Source organism: Arenimonas oryziterrae DSM 21050 = YC6267, from assembly GCF_000420545.1.
Lineage (GTDB): Bacteria > Pseudomonadota > Gammaproteobacteria > Xanthomonadales > Xanthomonadaceae > Arenimonas > Arenimonas oryziterrae.
Map to the genome: position 1 here is coordinate 82,089 of NZ_ATVD01000002.1, position 18,225 is coordinate 100,313.

At 65.2% G+C, this 18,225-nt stretch carries 14 protein-coding genes and 1 pseudogene; 7 read left to right on the plus strand and 8 right to left on the minus strand.

Translation table 11 applies throughout. The annotated features are described in order from the left end of the window. Nucleotides 1–38: 38 nt before the first annotated feature. Nucleotides 39–365: an ATP-dependent Clp protease adapter ClpS gene (gene clpS, locus G467_RS0105165; RefSeq protein ID WP_022968668.1), complete on the minus strand. Its 327-nt coding sequence runs from the start codon at nt 363–365 to the stop codon at nt 39–41. A gap of 111 nt (nt 366–476) precedes the next feature. Between clpS and G467_RS0105170 the strand changes: the two genes are divergently transcribed. The 5 genes and pseudogenes from G467_RS0105170 to acnA form a co-directional block, all read left to right on the plus strand. Continuing rightward, nucleotides 477–953 carry a type III secretion system chaperone family protein gene (locus tag G467_RS0105170; protein WP_022968669.1) on the plus strand — a complete coding sequence of 159 codons (477 nt, stop codon included), beginning with the start codon at nt 477–479 and terminating at the stop codon, nt 951–953. Continuing rightward, nucleotides 954–1,418, plus strand: a complete 465-nt coding sequence (locus tag G467_RS0105175) for an NUDIX hydrolase (RefSeq protein ID WP_022968670.1) — start codon at nt 954–956, stop codon at nt 1,416–1,418. Next, a complete protein-coding gene (mnmA, locus tag G467_RS0105180; RefSeq protein WP_022968671.1) occupies nt 1,415–2,563 on the plus strand; it encodes a tRNA 2-thiouridine(34) synthase MnmA in 1,149 nt (382 codons plus the stop codon). The genes G467_RS0105175 and mnmA overlap by 4 nt, the downstream gene beginning before the upstream one ends. Beyond that, the gene (gene hflD / locus G467_RS0105185; protein ID WP_022968672.1) at nt 2,560–3,159 is read left to right on the plus strand and encodes a high frequency lysogenization protein HflD; all 600 of its coding nucleotides are present in this window, start codon (nt 2,560–2,562) and stop codon (nt 3,157–3,159) included. The genes mnmA and hflD overlap by 4 nt, the downstream gene beginning before the upstream one ends. A gap of 134 nt (nt 3,160–3,293) precedes the next feature. Further along, a pseudogene (gene acnA, locus G467_RS0105190) lies at nt 3,294–5,963 on the plus strand (aconitate hydratase AcnA); the annotation flags it as partial. A gap of 155 nt (nt 5,964–6,118) precedes the next feature. Here acnA and G467_RS0105195 read toward each other — a convergent pair. After that, entirely contained in the window at nt 6,119–6,469 is a 351-nt protein-coding gene (locus G467_RS0105195; protein WP_425386820.1) for a nuclear transport factor 2 family protein, read from the minus strand. A gap of 199 nt (nt 6,470–6,668) precedes the next feature. On the opposite strand from G467_RS0105195, the gene G467_RS0105200 reads away from it, so the two are divergent. Together G467_RS0105200 and G467_RS0105205 are read left to right on the plus strand one after the other, a co-directional pair. Beyond that, nucleotides 6,669–8,351: a long-chain fatty acid--CoA ligase gene (locus tag G467_RS0105200; RefSeq protein ID WP_022968675.1), complete on the plus strand. Its 1,683-nt coding sequence runs from the start codon at nt 6,669–6,671 to the stop codon at nt 8,349–8,351. Between the two features lie 139 nt (nt 8,352–8,490). Beyond that, nucleotides 8,491–9,381, plus strand: coding sequence for a crotonase/enoyl-CoA hydratase family protein (locus tag G467_RS0105205; protein ID WP_022968676.1), 891 nt, complete (start codon nt 8,491–8,493; stop codon nt 9,379–9,381). A gap of 74 nt (nt 9,382–9,455) precedes the next feature. On the opposite strand, the gene G467_RS0105210 is transcribed toward G467_RS0105205, so the two are convergent. The 6 genes from G467_RS0105210 to G467_RS0105235 form a co-directional block, all read right to left on the minus strand. Next, nucleotides 9,456–11,600: an ATP-binding protein gene (locus G467_RS0105210; RefSeq protein WP_022968677.1), complete on the minus strand. Its 2,145-nt coding sequence runs from the start codon at nt 11,598–11,600 to the stop codon at nt 9,456–9,458. Between the two features lie 21 nt (nt 11,601–11,621). Continuing rightward, nucleotides 11,622–12,668, minus strand: coding sequence for an HD domain-containing phosphohydrolase (locus G467_RS0105215; RefSeq protein WP_026802382.1), 1,047 nt, complete (start codon nt 12,666–12,668; stop codon nt 11,622–11,624). A gap of 144 nt (nt 12,669–12,812) precedes the next feature. Further along, nucleotides 12,813–14,324, minus strand: a complete 1,512-nt coding sequence (lysS, locus tag G467_RS0105220; RefSeq protein WP_022968679.1) for a lysine--tRNA ligase — start codon at nt 14,322–14,324, stop codon at nt 12,813–12,815. A 38-nt stretch (nt 14,325–14,362) separates the two neighbouring features. Continuing rightward, nucleotides 14,363–15,488 (minus strand): peptide chain release factor 2 gene (gene prfB / locus G467_RS0105225; RefSeq protein WP_155844835.1). Its coding sequence is split into 2 segments (ribosomal slippage): nt 14,363–15,415 and nt 15,417–15,488, totalling 1,125 coding nucleotides; the frame shifts between segments, so codons are not numbered across the junction. 81 nt (nt 15,489–15,569) lie between these two features. Continuing rightward, complete coding sequence (gene recJ, locus G467_RS0105230; RefSeq protein ID WP_022968681.1) at nt 15,570–17,291, minus strand: single-stranded-DNA-specific exonuclease RecJ; 1,722 nt, start codon at nt 17,289–17,291, stop codon at nt 15,570–15,572. Further along, nucleotides 17,288–18,217, minus strand: a complete 930-nt coding sequence (locus tag G467_RS0105235; protein ID WP_022968682.1) for a hypothetical protein — start codon at nt 18,215–18,217, stop codon at nt 17,288–17,290. The genes recJ and G467_RS0105235 overlap by 4 nt, the downstream gene beginning before the upstream one ends. Nucleotides 18,218–18,225: the final 8 nt, after the last annotated feature.

Sequence of the window (18,225 nt, forward strand, 5' to 3'; positions counted from 1 at the left end):
TTCACTCCAAGATGGGGCCACCGCTCTCGATTTCCAGCCTAGGCCTTTTCCATGCTGCACAACAGGGGATGCTGGTGCATACGGGAAAACTCGTTGACCTGGGTCACTTTCGATTCAGCCACGTCGCGCGTGTACACGCCGCAAATTCCCTTGCCCCGGGTGTGGACGTGCAGCATCACCTGGGTGGCCTTTTCGCGGTTCAGAGCGAAGAAAACCTGCAGTACCTCGACGACGAAGTCCATGGGGGTGAAATCGTCGTTGAGCAGCACCACCTGGTACAGGGGCGGCCGGACCACCTCGGGTTTGGCCGTCTCGACAGCCAGGCCGTGGTGGTGTTCGTGCTCGGGAGGATTGTTCTGGGCCATGCCCCAGTATAAATCGGGGCGACCTCGCCGGATGCAAGCATGGACTAAGTTCCGGGTTTCGTTTCAGAATGCGGTGCCGGCCATCCGGCCTGCCAGACCAGGGGAAAGGGTATGAAAAAGCTTTACATGGCTGCCTCGGCGGCCCTGATGCTGTTCGTGGGATCCGCCAGCGCGGCCAGTTCGGACGCGGTGATCAAGGCCCAGCTCGAGAGCAAAGGCATCAAGTTCGAAATCGACGGCGACGGCGATTTCAAGATCGTCTACAAGGTCGGCACCAAAGGCCGCACCCAGCTGGTGTTCGTGCGCAGCTCGGTCAACACCTACGGCACCCTCAAGGTCCGCGAGATCTGGTCGCCTGGCTACAAGAGCGAAACCACCGATTTCCCGCCCCTGATCGCCAATACCCTGCTGCGCGAGAACCACAGCGTGAAGCTGGGCGCCTGGGAGGCCAACGAAAACATCGCCATGTTCGTGGTGAAGATCGCTGCCGACGCGAATGCCGAGCAGCTGGTCGACGCGATCGAAGCGGCAGTCAACTCCGCTGACAAGCTTGAAGAAAGCATGAGCGGCAGCAAAGACCAGTACTGATTGAACTATCGCAACCGCAAGTTCTGGCAACCGGACGTCACCGTCGCCACCATCGTGGTGCGCGACGGTCGTCTTCTCATGGTGGAAGAAGAAGTGGGCGGCAGGACCGTGCTCAACCAGCCTGCCGGCCATCTCGAACCCGACGAGTCGCTGACCGATGCGGCCTTGCGCGAGACGCTGGAGGAAACCGGCTGGCAGGTGCGCCTGCAGTCCTTCGTCGGCGCCTACCAGTGGAAAGCCCCGGAAACCGGCCGCCACTACCTGCGCCTGGCTTTTTCCGCCGAGCCGGTCGAACACGATCCGCATCGCAAGCTGGACGAAGGCATTCTCCAGGCGCTGTGGATGACGCCCGCCGAACTATCGGCCGATACCGCCCGCCACCGCAGCCCGCTCGTCTGGCGCGTGGTCGAGGATTTCCTGGCCGGGCGGCGTCTGCCGCTGGCCGCCCTGACCCACCTGTCATGAACACCCCCGTGCAAGACCCCTCCTCGCCGCGATCCGCGCGCGTGATCGTCGGCGTTTCCGGCGGCGTGGATTCGTCGGTGACCGCGCTCGTGCTCAAGCAGCAGGGAGAATCGATCGCCGGGCTGTTCATGCAGAACTGGGACGAAGATGAGAGCGGCGAGTGCCGCGCGGAGGACGATCGCCGCGACGCGATCGGTGTCTGCGGCCGTCTCGGCATCCCGTTCTTTGCACGCAATTTCGCCAGAGAATACTGGTCGGGCGTGTTCGAGCACTTCCTTTCCGAATACCGCGCGGGCCGCACGCCCAATCCGGACGTGCTGTGCAACCGCGAGATCAAGTTCAAGACCTTCCTCGACGAGGCGCGTGCCCTGGGCGCGGAAAAGATCGCGACCGGCCACTACGCCCAGGTGGGTTGGCGCGATGGCCGCTGGCGGCTGCTGCGCGGCGCCGACGGCGACAAGGACCAGACTTATTTCCTGCACCAACTCGGCCAGGAACAGCTCGCCGCGACCTTGTTCCCGATCGGGCACCTGCCCAAGGCCGAGGTGCGTCGCCTGGCGGCCGAGGCTGGCCTGCCAACTGCGCAGAAGAAGGACTCCACCGGCATCTGCTTCATCGGCGAACGCGACTTCCGCGACTTCCTGGGCCAGTACATTCCCGCCCAGCGCGGCGACATCCGCAGTGTCGACGGCAGCAAGGTCGGCGAACACGATGGCGTTTTCTACTACACCCTGGGCCAGCGCGAAGGCCTGCACATTGGCGGCGTGAAAGGCCGGCCGGCGGCGCCCTGGTTCGTCGTGGGCAAGGATGTCGCCACGAACGTGCTATTCGTCGACCAGGGAACAGACAGCGAATGGCTGCACTCGCGCCTGCTCGACAGCGAACCGGCCCACTGGGTAGGCGGCGCGCCACCGGGGACGCGCCTGCGCTGCACCGCCAAGACCCGTTACCGTCAGCGCGACGAAGACTGCGAGGTGACCGTGCGCGACGATGGCAGCGTGTCCGTCCGCTTCGATCGACCGCAACGCGCGGTGACGCCGGGGCAGTCGGTGGTGTTCTATGCCGGCGACGAATGCCTCGGCGGTGCGGTGATACTGCGCACCGACGCCCGTCTCGAACAACAACTGGGGCACCGCGCCGCATGAAAGACCGAGTCCTCGCCCTCGCCGGCCTGTTGCAGGCGATCAAGCTCGTCCAACAGATGGCCAACAACGGCCAGTCGGAGACGCAGCCGCTGGCGACCTGCATCGACAGCCTGTTCCGCTTCGATGCCGAGAGCACCGAGGCCGTCTATGGCAGCGCCCAGGAACTCGAATCCGGCCTGCGCCGCCTGATCGCCCAGCTCGACGGCGGCGATCGCGATGCCGCGCAGACCCGCATGGCCATGAACGTCATGGGCCTGGAGCGCCGTTTCGTCGCCTCCGACGCCGTGGTCGCGGCGGTGCAGCGCACGCTCGGTGACATCCAGCGCCAACGCGATCATTGGGGGCCGACCCATCCCACCGTGCTCAGTCGCCTCGGCGAGCTCTATGCCGAACAGATCAGTCCGCTCGGACCGCGCGTGCTCGTCCAGGGCAACCCGGTTTATCTCGGGCAGCCCGACGTCGTTGGCGAGGTACGTGCGGCCCTGCTCGCCGCGCTGCGGGCCGCCGTGCTCTGGCGCCAGGTCGGCGGCAGCTACTGGGATTTCCTGTTCTCGCGCAAGGCGATGACCGAGACCGCGCGCAGCCTGCTCGCCTGAGCTTATTTGGCTCCAGATCGCGGCGTCATGGCGCCAGAAGACCGCTTCTTGAGGCATAATATGGGGCTACCGGCGTGCCTTACCCGCCCGGATTTCAGCCAAGTCCCATAGCCAAACCCTCAGGAGCCCCCTCCATGTCCGACTCCTTCGCGACCCGCGACCAGCTCAGCGTCAACGGCACGTCGTACACGATCTACAGCCTGGCCAAGCTCGGCCAGCGCTACAACCTGGCCCGCCTGCCGTTCTCGATGAAGATCCTGCTCGAGAACCTGCTTCGCTGCGAAGACGGCGTGTCGGTCACCAAGGAATCGATCGAAGCCGTCGCCAACTGGGTCGCGACGAAAGAGCCGGACACGGAAATCGCCTTCATGCCCGCCCGCGTCGTCCTGCAGGACTTCACCGGCGTGCCCTGCGTCGTCGACCTCGCCGCGATGCGCGACGCCGTCGTCAAGCTCGGCGGCTCGGCCTCGAACATCAATCCGCTGATTCCCTCGGAACTGGTCATCGATCACTCCGTGCAGGTCGACGTGTTCGGCAAGCCCAGCGCCCTCGACGAGAACGGCGCGATCGAATTCGCGCGCAACGGCGAGCGCTACAGCTTCCTGCGCTGGGGCCAGAAAGCCTTCAACAACTTCAAGGTCGTGCCGCCGAACACCGGCATCGTGCACCAGGTGAACCTGGAGAACCTCGCCCGCGTGGTGATGGAGCGCGACATCGACGGCGTGAAGTACGCGTTCCCGGACACCGTGTTCGGCACCGACTCGCACACCACGATGATCAATGGCATCGGCGTGCTGGGCTGGGGCGTCGGCGGCATCGAAGCGGAAGCGGCGATGCTCGGCCAGCCGAGCTCGATGCTGATTCCGCAGGTCGTCGGCTTCAAGCTGACCGGCAAGCTGCCGGAAGGCGCGACCGCGACCGACCTCGTGCTGACCGTCACCCAGATGCTGCGCAAGCACGGCGTCGTCGGCAAGTTCGTCGAATTCTTCGGCTCCGGCCTGGAGCACCTGCCGCTGGCCGACCGTGCGACGATCGCCAACATGGCGCCCGAATACGGTGCGACCTGCGGCATCTTCCCGGTCGACGACGAGGCGCTGAACTATCTGCGTCTGTCGGGCCGCGACGAGAAACTCATCGCGCTCGTCGAAGCCTATGCCAAGGCCCAGGGCCTGTGGCGCACCGATGCCGAAGCCGAGTACAGCGCCGTGTTGTCGCTGGACATGGGCACCGTGCTGCCCTCGCTTGCCGGCCCGAAGCGTCCGCAGGACCGCGTGCTGCTCACCGACATGAAGGCGAACTACCACGCCAGCCTCGAAGGCCTGATCGCGAACCGCAAGCCCAAGGCCGAAACCGTGCAGCGCTTCGACGCCGAAGGCGGCGACCAGCCGCAGGCCGAGCACCTCGCCTCCAAGCCCCGTTCGAAGATCCGCATCAAGGATGCCGACTGCGAGCTCGGCGACGGTTCCGTCGTCATCGCCGCTATCACCTCGTGCACGAACACGTCCAACCCCGCCGTGATGCTGGCCGCCGGCTTGCTGGCGCGCAACGCCGTCGCCAAGGGCCTGACCGCGGCGCCGTGGGTCAAGACCTCGCTCGGGCCGGGCTCGCTGGTGGTCACCGACTACCTCAAGAAGGCGGACGTACTGGGCGACCTCGAGAAGCTCGGCTTCTACGTCGTCGGCTACGGCTGCACGACCTGCATCGGCAACTCCGGCCCGCTGCCGGACGAAGTGTCCAAGGGCATCGCCGAGAACGACCTCGTGGTCGCGTCGGTGTTGTCGGGCAACCGCAACTTCGAAGGCCGCGTGCATGCCGAAGTAAAAATGAACTACCTCGCCTCGCCGCCGCTGGTGGTGGCTTACGCGATCGCCGGCACCGTCGACATCGATCTATCGAAGGATGCGCTGGGCACGGGCAAGGACGGACAGCCGGTCTACCTCAAGGACATCTGGCCGTCGAACAAGGAAATCAGCGACAACATCCTGCGCACGATCGGTCCGGACATGTTCGCCAAGAACTACGCCGACGTGTTCAAGGGCGACTCGCGCTGGAACCAGATCGCCTCCCCGGACGGCGAGAGCTATCAGTGGGACGGCGACTCGACCTACGTCAAGAATCCGCCCTACTTCGACGGCATGTCGATGGCGATCGGCAAGATCGAAGACATCCACGATGCGCGCCTGCTCGGCCTGTTCGGCGACTCGATCACCACCGACCACATCTCGCCGGCCGGCAACATCAAGGCCAGCTCGCCTGCGGGCAAGTTCCTGCAGTCGCGCGGTGTCGCTCCGACCGACTTCAACAGCTATGGCTCGCGCCGCGGCAACGACGACGTCATGGTGCGCGGCACCTTCGCCAACATCCGCATCAAGAACCTGATGCTGGGCGGCGAGGAAGGCGGCAACACCCTGCATTTCCCGGATGGCGAAAAGCTGGCGATCTACGACGCGGCGATGAAGTACAAGGCCGAGGGCGTGCCCCTGGTCGTCATCGCGGGCAAGGAATACGGCACCGGTTCGTCGCGCGACTGGGCGGCCAAGGGCACCAACCTGCTCGGCGTGAAGGCTGTCATCGCCGAAAGCTTCGAGCGCATCCACCGTTCGAACCTGGTCGGCATGGGTGTGCTGCCGCTGCAGTTCCTCGACGGCCAGAACGCGGCGTCGCTCGGACTCAAGGGCGACGAGGTGTTCTCGATCACCGGCCTGAAGGACGGCGCCGGCAAGGTTGCCGACGTGGTCGCGAAGAAAGCCGACGGTGGCGAAATCCGCTTCCAGGCGCAGGTCCTGCTGCTGACGCCGAAGGAAGTCGAATACTTCCGTCACGGCGGCATCCTGCACTACGTGCTGCGTCAGCTGGCCAGCAAGAAAGCCGCCTGAGTCTTTCGACTGGTCAGTAAGGAAAAAGGCGGCCTAGGCCGCCTTTTTCGTTTCCCGGGTCTGACGACAGTGACACAGCCAGATCAGAGCGAGGGATCCCACGTCGCCGAGATCAGTTTCCAGTCGCCGTCCTGCATCCGCCAGCCGGTTTCGACCTGGTAGACCTGCGCGCTGTCGGGCAACCAGCCCGAACCGCCGCTGGTGGCCGCGGTGAATCGCACCGTCGCGCGGTCCTGGCCGAACAGCTTGACGTCCATCGGGCCCAGCTGCACGCCGACCTTCTCGTTGCGCAGCGATACCAGGGTGACGAAGCGCCGGAACGACTCGCGATCCATACCGCCGGGACCGCCGAAATCCTCGGCGATCGGTGCGAACAATTCGTCCGCGTCGCGCGCCTCGGCGGCGGCCTGCATGCCGGCGATGGTGTCGCGCAATTTCTGTTCCGGCGGCTCGTGGCTACAGCCTGCGAGCAGGCCCGCGCAGGCCAGCGCGGAGGCCGTCACAAGGCCGTGCAGCCAGCGCCGGCGCGCCTTGCCAGCCCCTAGTGCGTATGCTCCAATCGGGTCATCCACGGCTTCCGTCCTCCATCGTACGGTGAGGGGTCCGGCCTGAGTTCGCGAAAGGAAGATCCGCATGAGCAATGAGCGTCCCTGGCTGGCCAGCTATCCGGAAAACGTTCCGGACGAGATCAATGTAGACGAGTATCCCTCGATCGTCTCGGTGCTGAGCAAAGCCTGCGAACGCTACAACTCCCGCCCCGCTTTCGCCAACTACGGCAAGTCGCTGACCTATGCCGAAGTCGACCGGCTGAGCGCCCAGTTCGCCAACTACCTGCTCAACGAGCTCAAGCTCAAGAAGGGCGACCGCGTCGCCCTGATGATGCCGAACGTGCTGCAGTACCCGATCGCGATCTTCGGCGTGCTGCGCGCCGGCTTGACCGTCGTCAACACCAATCCGATGTACACCGGCCGCGAGCTCAAGCACCAGCTCGTCGATTCCGGTGCCACCGTGATCGTGGTCATGGAGATGTTCGCGCACACCGTCGCCGACGTCGTCGCCGACACGCCGATCAAGCAAGTCATCACCACCTGCATCGGCGACCTGCTCGGTTTCCCGAAGGGCCCGATCGTCAACTTCATGCTCAAGTACGTGAAGAAGATGATTCCCGACTACCGCCTACCCGGCGCGATCAGCTTCCGTCGCGCGCTGGCCCTCGGCGGCGACAAACCGCTGCCGCAGATCGACATCCGCGCCGGCGACATCGCCTTCCTGCAGTACACCGGCGGCACCACCGGCGTCGCCAAGGGCGCGATGCTCACGCATCGCAATCTGGTCGCGAACATGCAGCAGGCCTCGGCCTGGATCGGCAAGGACGTCAGGGAGGGCGAAGAGATCATGATCACCGCCCTGCCGCTGTATCACATCTTCGCGCTGACCTCGAACTGCCTGGTGTTCATGAAGTTCGGCGGCCTGAATCTGCTGATCACCAATCCGCGCGACATGCCCGGCTTCGTGAAAGAGCTCGCAACTAGCAAGTTCACTGCGATCACCGGCGTGAACACGCTGTTCAACGGCCTGCTCAACACGCCCGGCTTCGACAAGATCGATTTCTCCACCCTGCACCTCGCTCTCGGCGGCGGCATGGCCGTGCAGCGCGCGGTCGCCGAGCGCTGGAAGAAGGTCACCGGCGTGACGCTTGTCGAAGCGTACGGCTTGACGGAAACCTCGCCCGCCGCGTGCATGAATCCCCTGGACCTGGCCGACTACAACGGCGCGATCGGTCTGCCGATTCCCTCGACCGACTGCTGCCTCAAGGATGAAGAAGGCCGCATCATGCCCCTGGGCGATGTCGGCGAACTTTGCGTCAAGGGTCCGCAGGTGATGCTCGGTTACTGGCAGCGTCCCGAAGAAACGGCGAAGGTCATCGACGCCGAAGGCTGGCTGCATACCGGCGACATGGCCAAGATGGATGCGAACGGCTTTTTCTTCATCGTCGATCGCAAGAAGGACATGATCCTCGTCTCGGGTTTCAACGTGTACCCGAACGAGATCGAGGACGTGATCGCGACGATGCCCGGGGTTCTGGAGGTCGCGGCGGTCGGCGTACCGGACGAAAAATCCGGCGAGGCAGTGAAGGTCGTCATCGTGAAGAAGGATCCGGCGCTCACTGCCGAACAGGTCAAGGCTTTCTGCCGGGAGAACCTCACGGGCTACAAACTGCCCAAATTTGTGGAGTTCCGCACAGAATTGCCGAAATCCAACGTCGGCAAGATCCTGCGCAGGGAGTTGCGAGACTCGCCAAAGACCACCGCCTGAGGCGGCGGCAGCTCCGGAAGGGAGACAGGCGCACTGTGGGAGTGCCTAGCACACATAAAGGCCGGGTGTACACTGGTTTGGCCCCTGCCAGTCAGGGATGTCTGATCGTGTCCTCCCCTCTCCTCCCTGGAGTACTGCCATGTCCCTGCTCGAGCGCGTCACCCTTGAAATCGGCTCCCCCCTCGTCCGCAATTTCAGCGAATCGTCCACCGGAACCGACTGGTTCTACATGCATGCCGGCGGCCAGACGCCCGGCTATCACCCGTGTTTCTCCGAGCGCCTGCTTCAGGAAATGAAGCGTGGCCAGGAAGACCTGCGCCGCTCGCTTGCCGCCAACAACGATCCGCAAGCCGGCATCCACCACCTGATCCTGGCTTCCGATGCGGACGTGTTCAACCTGGGCGGCGACCTGTCCCTGTTCGCGCGCCTGATTCGCAGCGGCAACCGCGGCCGTCTGCTCGAATACGCCAAGCTGTGCGTCGAAGTCGCCTTCAACTTCTCGCGCCTGTACGAAGATCGCGTGCACAGCATCGCCGTGGTCCAGGGCGACGCGCTCGGCGGCGGCTTCGAAGCCGCGCTGTGCTGCCACACGATCATCGCCGAGGAAGGCACCGGCATGGGCTTCCCCGAAGTCCTGTTCGACCTGTTCCCGGGCATGGGCGCTTACACCTTCCTGACCCGCCGCGTGACCCCGGCCCAGGCCGAGCGAATGATGCTCGACGCCAAGGTTTACCCGGCCGAAGAACTGCTTGCGATGGGCGTCGTCGACTATGTCGTGCCCAAGGGCGAAGGCATCCAGGCCGCGCGCGAACTCGCCCGCCGTCACAAGCGCATCGGCAATGCCCTGCGTTCGATGAATGCCGTGCGCCAGTCCTGCCGCCCGGTCAGCCTCGAAGAACTGCTCGCCGTCACCACCGAATGGGTCGACGCAGCGATGCGTCTGAACGATCGCGCGCTGAAGACGATGGAACGCCTGATCCGCGCGCAGCAGCGTCGCGCCGACACCCTGCCGATGATCAATGCGCGATGATTTGCCGTTTTCGCGACTGACCGCGCCGTTCCCGGGCGGTCGGTCGCGGCAGGAAACCGTCTGCCGGACCCGACCTAGTTGTTGTCCGGGCTCGAGCCGCGTCCGGAATTTCCGTTCTCCGCCTGGATCAGGCGGGCGACTTCGCTTCGCGTCTGTTCGGCCACCACGGTCAGCTGCGAGGTCAGCTCGCTGACCAGCTTGCGCTGTTCGCGCGCCAGCGCCTCGTCGTTGGCCCGCATGATCTGCATGCAGCGCTCGGCCAGAATCTGCGCACCCATGTTTTCGGCGACGCCCTTGAAGGCGTGCGCCGCCTCGCGGAAATCCTCCCAGGCCCGCAGAGAGCCGGCGCGCGAGAGTTCGGCCAGGCAGCCCGAGGCGTCCTTGAGGCATTGCTCGACGAAATCGCGCAGAAAGGACTCGCCCAGATTCATCGCGGCCAGTTCCTGCAGCACCGCAGGATTGACCATCGGCCGCGCGACATCGGTGACCGGACGCACACCGGGCAGCTTCTGCGGCGAAATCAGGTCCGCGATCGTTTCCAGCAGCTTGCCCACGACCACAGGCTTGGTCAGATAGGCCGGCGCGCCGGCGGCTTCGGCATCCTTGACCGCCTGCACCGTGGCATCGGCGCTGAGCACGATGACCGGCGTCGATTTCCCGCCCGCCTGCATGAAACGCAGCTGGCGGATGACATCCAGGCCGGTCAGGTGCGGCATGTGCATGTCGAGGATGGCGATGTCGATGTTGCCGATTTCCAGTGCGTCCAGCGCTTCCTCGCCGTCATTGACCGCAGTCACCTTGTGGCCGGCGCGTTCCAGGATGCGGGTCAGCACGACGCGATTGGCGTGCTGATCGTCGGCGACCAGCACGCGCAGGGACCGCACGCGCGCCTTGTGCCGGATGAACGGATCGTCGAAGGACACCACCTTGCCGCTTTCGGATTCGGGCGAGGCCGCACCGGGTTCCTGCACGCGCATCGGCAGCTCGACCCAGAAGTGGCTGCCGCCGCCGGGGTTGTCTTCCAGACCGATCTGACCGCCGAGCAGTTGCGTGAGCGTCTTGGCGATCGTGGTGCCCAGACCGGTGCCGCCGAAGCGTCGCGTCGGCCCCATGTCGACCTGTTCGAACGCGCGGAAAATGCGTTCCTTGTCCTCGGCTGAAATGCCGATGCCGGTATCGCGCACCGAGAAACGCAGCAAGGGCGCCAGCTCGCTGCCGCCCTGGTTGCTCACCTTCAGCGCGACTTCGCCCTGTTCGGTGAACTTGACCGCGTTGTGCATCAGATTGAGCAGGATCTGCGTCAGGTGCGCGCCGTCGCCATGCACGCGCACGGGCACATCGTCGTCGATGGTGGCTTTCAGCAGCAGTCCCTTGCCGGCGGCATGCGGCTGCAACATCTTCTGCAGGCGATGCACCAGATCGTGCAGGTTGAAATCCGCGTCCTTGCGCTGCAGCTTGCCCGCTTCGATCGCCGAGATGTCGAGCACATCGTCGACCAGGAGCAGCAAGGTCTGCGCCGAGGTGTAGATGACTTCGGCCGATTCACGCTGGTCGGGCGCGAGGCGCGTGCCGGTCAGCAGCTCGGCCATGCCGATGATGCCGTTGAGCGGCGAGCGGAATTCGTGGCTCATATTGGCCAGGAAGCGCGACTTGGCAGCATTGGCGCGCTTGGCTTCCTCGGTGGCGCTGTGCAGGTCCTTGAGCAGCGAGGACAGGTACATCGGGATCGCGATCAGGCCGACGCCGAGACCGCCGGCGAGGTAGACATGGTCGCGCCAGAAATCGCCGAACCACACCACCGACAGGAACGACGCCGCCGCCAGCGTCGACGCAGCATGCAGGTAATGCGTACCGTAGCGCAGGCCGTTACCGATCGTCACCCAAAGGATCAGCACGTAGAGCGGTGCGAGCTCTTCGGCCTTCAGCGTCATCAGGGTCGCGAGCGTTGCGTAGTCGGCGAGCATGCCCAGCCAGCGGCGAACATGGGAAACGCCGGGATCGAAGGCGATGCTGGCGACGATGCCGAGGCCCACCACGGCTTCGGCCAGCATGATCAGCACCATCGGCTGCACGTCCAGCGCCGGGCCGGCGTAGGCCTGCAAGGCGCCCAGATAGGCCAGGATCAGGCAGGCGATGATCAGCCGCACCAGCGCCTGCACGTGTTCGCTATCGGGACGATTGCGAAACGGCTGGAGCCAGCGGGAGCTGTGAAGGGTCACGGGCGGGGTCGCCGGGTCAGGTTACGCCACGGGGGCTGCGGTGAAAGTGCGATGGATCGCCGCGACTTCATTGCTGCGGCCATCCAGGATACGGATCAGGTCGGGATCGAAATGCCGTCCGGAGGATGCCTTGAGACTCGCAAGCGCTTCCTCGATGGTTTTCGCCGGGCGATACGGGCGGTTGCTGGTCATCGCATCGAGCACGTCCGCGACGGCGACGATGCGCGCCGACATCGGAATCGCCTCGCCGATGAGGCCATTCGGATACCCGCTGCCGTCCCAGCGCTCGTGATGCGCCAGCGCGATCTCGGCACCGACCTGGATGAAATCGCTGTGGCTGTCGCGCAGCATCTCGTGCCCGATCAGGGTGTGCGTCTGCATGCGCTTGCGCTCGTCGTCGTCGAGCGGGCCGGGCTTTTGCAGGATGGCATCGGGAATGGAGATGTTGCCGATGTCGTGCAGCGGCGCGGCGTATTCGATCAGGCGGATGTTGTCATCGTCGAGTCCGGCGCTCTCGGCGATCAGCCCGCTGTAGCGCGAAATCCGCTCAACATGGTGGACGTCGTTGCCTTCGCGCTGGCCGGTCGCCTTGGCCAGACGCGTGAGCAGGTCGCGCTCGCGATGCTCCATCTCGTGGATGCCCGACAGCAGCTGGTGCTCGAGCAGATGCGCACGCGACTTCAGCGACTGTTGGCGCTGGCGCAGTTCGAGCAGATTCTTGCAACGCAGGCGCAATTCGCGCGGGCGCACGGGCTTGACCAGGAAATCGATGACGCCGGCTTCGAGCGCGGCCTGTCGGATCGGTTCGTCGCCGACGACGGTGACCAGGATGATCGGCACATCGCGCTGCGACAGCGGCCGGCGGAAGCGACGCGCAAATTCCAGCCCGTCCATCTTGGGCATGCGGTAATCGAGGATCACCAGGTCCGGCGGCTCTTTCTGCGAATACAGCAGCGCCTGCACGGGATCGGGGAAATCGGTGACCTTGATCTCGGGGCTGATGTCCTCGACCAAGTGGCGGAGCATCGTCCGCTGTGAGGCTTGATCATCGACGATCAATACACGCATGAGTCGCACCCATCCGGGAAACCGAATGGGTTGAGCATACGCTTATCAGGCCGAACCTGAACAGTGTCCCGCAAGTGCCTGATTGCGGGCCGTAAGCGGCCGTGACCGGGCTGCCGCCACTGCCCTCCGGCGGCCCCACGTCGGTCAGGCCGATTCGGGTCGCATGTAGGGGAACAGCAGCACGTCGCGGATCGAATCCGAGCCGGTCAGCAGCATGACCAGACGGTCGATGCCGATGCCCAGGCCACCGGTCGGCGGCAGGCCCACTTCCAGGGCGCGGATGTAGTCGGCATCGAAATGCATCGCCTCGTCGTCGCCGCCGTCCTTCTGCTCGACCTGGGCCTGGAAGCGTGCGGCCTGGTCTTCGGCGTCGTTGAGCTCGGAGAAGCCGTTCGCGATCTCCTTGCCGCCGATGAAAAGCTCGAAGCGGTCGGTCAGCTCGGAATCGACGTCGTTCGCACGCGCCAGCGGGCTCACCTCGACCGGATGGTCGGTGATGAAGGTCGGCTGGATCAGCGTGTGCTCGACGGTCTTCTCGAAGATTTCCAGCAGGATCTTGCCCCAGCCGTAGCCCTTCTTGACGTGGATTTTCAGGCGTTCGCAGTGACGGCGCATGGCATCGAGATCGCGCAGTTCCGCCCGCTGGATTTCCGGGTTGTGCTCGAGCACCGCCTCGGTCATTGACCAGCGCCGGAACGCCGGGCCGATGTTGATTGCGTTGCCGTCCCAGGTCAGCGCATTGGTGCCGAGCACCGATGTGGCGACGTCGCGGATCACGCCTTCGGTCAGGTCCATGATCTCGGTGTAAGTGGCATAGGCCTCGTACAGCTCAAGCATCGTGAACTCGGGGTTGTGCCGCGTCGACACCCCCTCGTTGCGGAAGTTGCGATTGATCTCGTAGATGCGCTCGAGGCCGCCGACGGTGAGGCGCTTGAGGTAGAGCTCGGGCGCGACGCGCAGGTACAGGTCGAGGTCCAGCGCATTGTGGTGCGTCATGAACGGCTTGGCCGTGGCGCCGCCAGGAATGTAATGCATCATCGGCGTTTCCACTTCCAGGAAACGGCGCGCATCGAGCCAGCTGCGCATCGCCGAGACGATCTTCGAGCGCTTGATGAAGACGTCGCGCGCTTCCGGATTCACGATCAGGTCGACGTAGCGCATGCGATAGCGCTGCTCGACGTCGGACAGGCCGTGGAACTTGTCCGGCAAGGGCCGCAGCGACTTGGTCAGCAGGCGCAGCGTGCTGGCCTTCACCGAGAGTTCGCCGGTCTTGGTGCGCGTGAGCACGCCGGCGACGCCGACGATGTCGCCGATGTCCCAGCCCTTGAAGGCATCGTAGCTTTCGCCCAGATCGTTCGCGGTCAGGTAGAGCTGGATGCGGCCGCTCATGTCCTGGATCTGCACGAAGCTGGCCTTGCCCATGACGCGTTTGAGCAGCATGCGGCCGGCGATCTGCACGCGACGCGGCGTCGCTTCCAGTACTTCCGCCGTCCAGTGCTCCTTGTTGGCGAACTCCGCCTGCAGGTCGGCCGCGTAGTCGCCCCGTTTGAAATCGTTCGGGAACGCAATGCCCTGGTCGCGGATCGCCTTGAGCTTGCCGCGGCGCTCGGCGATGAGCTGGTTTTCGTCGACGGGGGCGATGGTCGGTTCGGTCATGGTTCTGCCAGGGAGATCGGAGGTAGGAGCGAAAAAAATCAGGCCGCGTCGACGCGTTTGGAACCCGCCGCCAGGCCCGATTTCAGGCTGGCTTCGACGAATTCGTCGAGGTCACCGTCCAGCACCTTCTGCGTGTCGGTGCGTTCGACGCCGGTGCGCAGATCCTTGATGCGGCTCTGGTCGAGCACGTAGCTGCGGATCTGGCTGCCCCAGCCGATGTCGGACTTGGTCGCCTCGAGTGCGTTCTTTTCCGTGTTGCGCTTCTGCACTTCCATTTCGTACAGCTTGGCCTTGAGCATCTTCATCGCGGTGTCGCGGTTCTGGTGCTGGCTGCGGCCGGTCTGGCAAGCGACCACGGTATTGGTCGGGACGTGGGTGATGCGCACGGCCGATTCGGTCTTGTTGACGTGCTGGCCGCCGGCGCCGGACGACCGGTACACGTCGGTACGCAGATCGGCCGGATTGATATCGATCTCGATGTTGTCGTCCACCTCGGGACTGACGAAGACCGAGGTGAAACTCGTGTGCCGGCGATTATCGGAATCGAACGGCGACTTGCGCACGAGGCGATGCACACCGATCTCGGTCTTGAGCCAGCCGTAGGCGTACTCGCCTTCGACGCGGAACGTCGCCGACTTCACGCCGGCAACGTCGCCAGCGCTGACTTCCATCAGCTCGGTTTTCCAGCCGCGGTTTTCGCAAAAGCGCAGGTACATGCGCAGCAGGATTTCCGCCCAGTCCTGCGCCTCGGTACCGCCGGCACCGGCCTGGATATCGACGAAGCAATTGGAGGCATCGAGTTCGCCGCCGAACATGCGCTGGAATTCCAGCTTCTCCAGTCGCGCCGCGATCTTGTCGACATCGGCGACGACGGCCGCGACGGTGCCTTCGTCATCGTCCATTTCCGCCAGGTCGAGCAATTCGGCGGCCTCGACCAGACCGTCGGTGTTGCCGCTGATCTCGGACGTGGTTTTTTCCAGGAACGAACGTTCCTTGCCCAGGGCCTGCGCCCGTTCGGGTTCGTTCCAGATGGCGGGATTTTCCAGCTCGCGGCTGACTTCTTCGAGGCGTTCTAGCTTTGCATCGAAGTCAAAGATACCCCCTCAGCGAATCCAGCCGACCCTTGAGGTCGGCGATTCGCTGGCGGATGAGGTTGAGTTCCATGGAGAGGACAGGACCTATAAAAAACAGGGGGCAATGATACCAGCCCGGGACCTTGCGCAGCGGGCGCGAAACCGCGCGGACTCAGGCCGCCTGCCAGTGCCGGACCAGCAATTGCACGTCGCGGCGACCGCGAAAATCGTCGGGCTCCAGCTGATAGGCGACGTGGATGCGTCCGGGCGGGGGCTGTTCACGCCAGCCGCCGAAATGGATCGCCGAGATCGCCGCCCTGCCCCCGTCCGGCACCAGGGACATTTTCAGATGCCGGCCACCGAGCACGCGCCACTCGCGCACTTCGAAGAGGCCGTCGAACAAGGGCTCGGGAAACCCCTGCCCCCAGGGGCCGGCCAGGCGCAAGGCCTCGGCCAGATCGCGGCCGGATTCACTCACGGTCAGCGGGCCGTCGCTGAGGATTTCCGAGTGCAGCCAGTCGGGCGACATTCGCGCTTCGGTCGTGGCCGCGAATGCGACGCGGAATGCTTCGAGACGGTGCGCGTCCAGGCTCAGACCGGCGGCCATCGCATGCCCGCCGAAGCGTTCGATCAAACCCGGATTCTGTGCATCGATGAGAGCCAGGGCATCGCGGATATGGAACCCGGGAATCGAGCGCGCCGAGCCGCGCAAGGACGTACCGCCCGGTTCGGCGGGCGCGAACGCGATCGTCGGTCGGTGCACACGATCCTTGATGCGTGAGGCCACCAGCCCGATCACGCCCGCATGCCAGGCGGCATCGAACAGGACCAGGCCCGCCGGCAGCGCGCCATCGTCCAGCGGCAGGCGCTGCACAAGCAATTCGGCGTCGTCGACCATGCTCTGCTGCAAGTCGCGACGTTCGGCATTGATGCGATCGAGCACCTGCGCCAGCTCGCGCGCGCGAAGCGGGTCGTCGCAAAGCAGGCACTCGATGCCCAGCGCCATGTCCTCCAGACGCCCCGCCGCGTTCAGACGCGGTGCGAGTGCGAAGCCGATATCGTTGGCCGTGAGTTTGCCCAGATCGCGCCCGGCGACATCAGCCAGGGCTCCCAGGCCCGCCTGCCCCTGCCCTTGCCGCAGGCGTCGTAGACCCGCCGATACCAGCAAGCGATTGTTGTAGTCCAACGGCACGAGATCGGCGACGGTCCCGACAGCAACCAAGTCGAGCAGGCGCGACAGATCCGGCTCGCCGTTCGGGTACGCGCCGGCATCGCGCTGGTGGCGGCGCAGGGCCAGCAGCAGATAGAACATCACGCCAACGCCCGCGAGCGCCTTGCTCGGAAATGCGTCGCCGTCGAGATTGGGATTGACGATGACATCGGCCATCGGCAACTGCGGTCCTGGCAGATGATGGTCGGTGATCAGCACCTGCCAGCCACGCGCTTTCGCCGCCGCGACGCCGGCGTGACAAGCGATGCCGCTGTCCACGGTGATCAACAGATCGGGCGAGAGCGCGACCAGGTCGTCGACCAGGGCCGCCGACAGTCCGTAGCCGTGCGTGACCCGGTTCGGCACCTGGTAGCTCACGCGCGTGGCGCCGAGCAGGCGCAGGCCGCGCACGGCGACGGCCGTGCCGGTCGCGCCGTCGCAGTCGAAATCGCCGACGATGACGATGTGCCGTTGCGCCGCGATGGTTTCGGCGAGCAAGGCGACCGCCGCCTCGAGGCCACCGAGACTGTCGGGCGGCAACAGGCGAGCGAGTTTAAGCTCCGCTTCCTCGGGGCTGCGCAGGCCGCGTGCGGCGTAGATGCGCTGCAGGACGGCCGGCACCGACGCCGGCCAGCCTGAAAATTCCGGCACCGGGCGCCGGACGATGCGCGGCTCGGCGATCACGCGTCGAGCTGGGACAAGGCACGCCGCCAGAACCGCCAACGCTGACCGGAGGCGATGCGCCAGCGCACACCGTCGGCGAAATCGAGCAGCACACTGGCATAGCGCGTGCCCAGCTGGCCGATCGCCGGCTGCAGATGATCGCGCTCGATGGCGTCCCATTGCCGCGCGTGGCGCAGATCAACGAGGACGGACCCGGTGTCGCCGGGTCTCGCGTCGGCGCCGGCCAGCGTCGCCAGGGCGCGCAATTCGACGTCGTCGCCCACGACGTGCGGTGCGGACACGCTCACCGCATCGGGCAACACGCCACCGCCCCAGAACCAGAGGCTGTTCACCGGCATCCGACCGGCGGCGATGCGCTCGGCGTTGCGCGGATGGTTGTGCAGCAGGATCTGCCCTTCGTTGAGCAAGGCGCGCCAGCGACGTCCCTCGGGGCCGTCCGGCAGATGCGCAAGCAGATCTTCGCCGAGGCCTTCCATCGGTGTGGTGAACACCGGCAGTTTCGATTCGCGCGGCAGCATCAGGTACCAGCGTTCCGGCGCACCCGCGGAGATCGGGAAGCCGGTGTCGCCGAACAGCGGCTTCAGCGGTCGGATGAACGCCTCGGCTTCTTCGGCCGTCAGTCCGAGATTACCGAAGGCCATGAGCCGCACGCCGTTGACGTCCGGCCGCACATACACCGGATCGGCGCGCAGCCAAGCATGGATCGGAGCGTCGCCGGCATCCGCCTGGCGGGTGATCGCCGCCATCGGCCAGCCGCGTGGCAACAACTGGAAATAGCGCAGCAACTGCGCGCGATCGCCGGGCTCGGCGGCATCGAGACGATCGGCGCGGCCCAGTCGCTGGGCCGTTTCCGGCGCCAGCGCCTGGCCCGCGAATCGACGGCGCTCGGGAAGCAGCAGGCTCAGGCTGTCGACGGGCGCGCCCATGCGTCGGC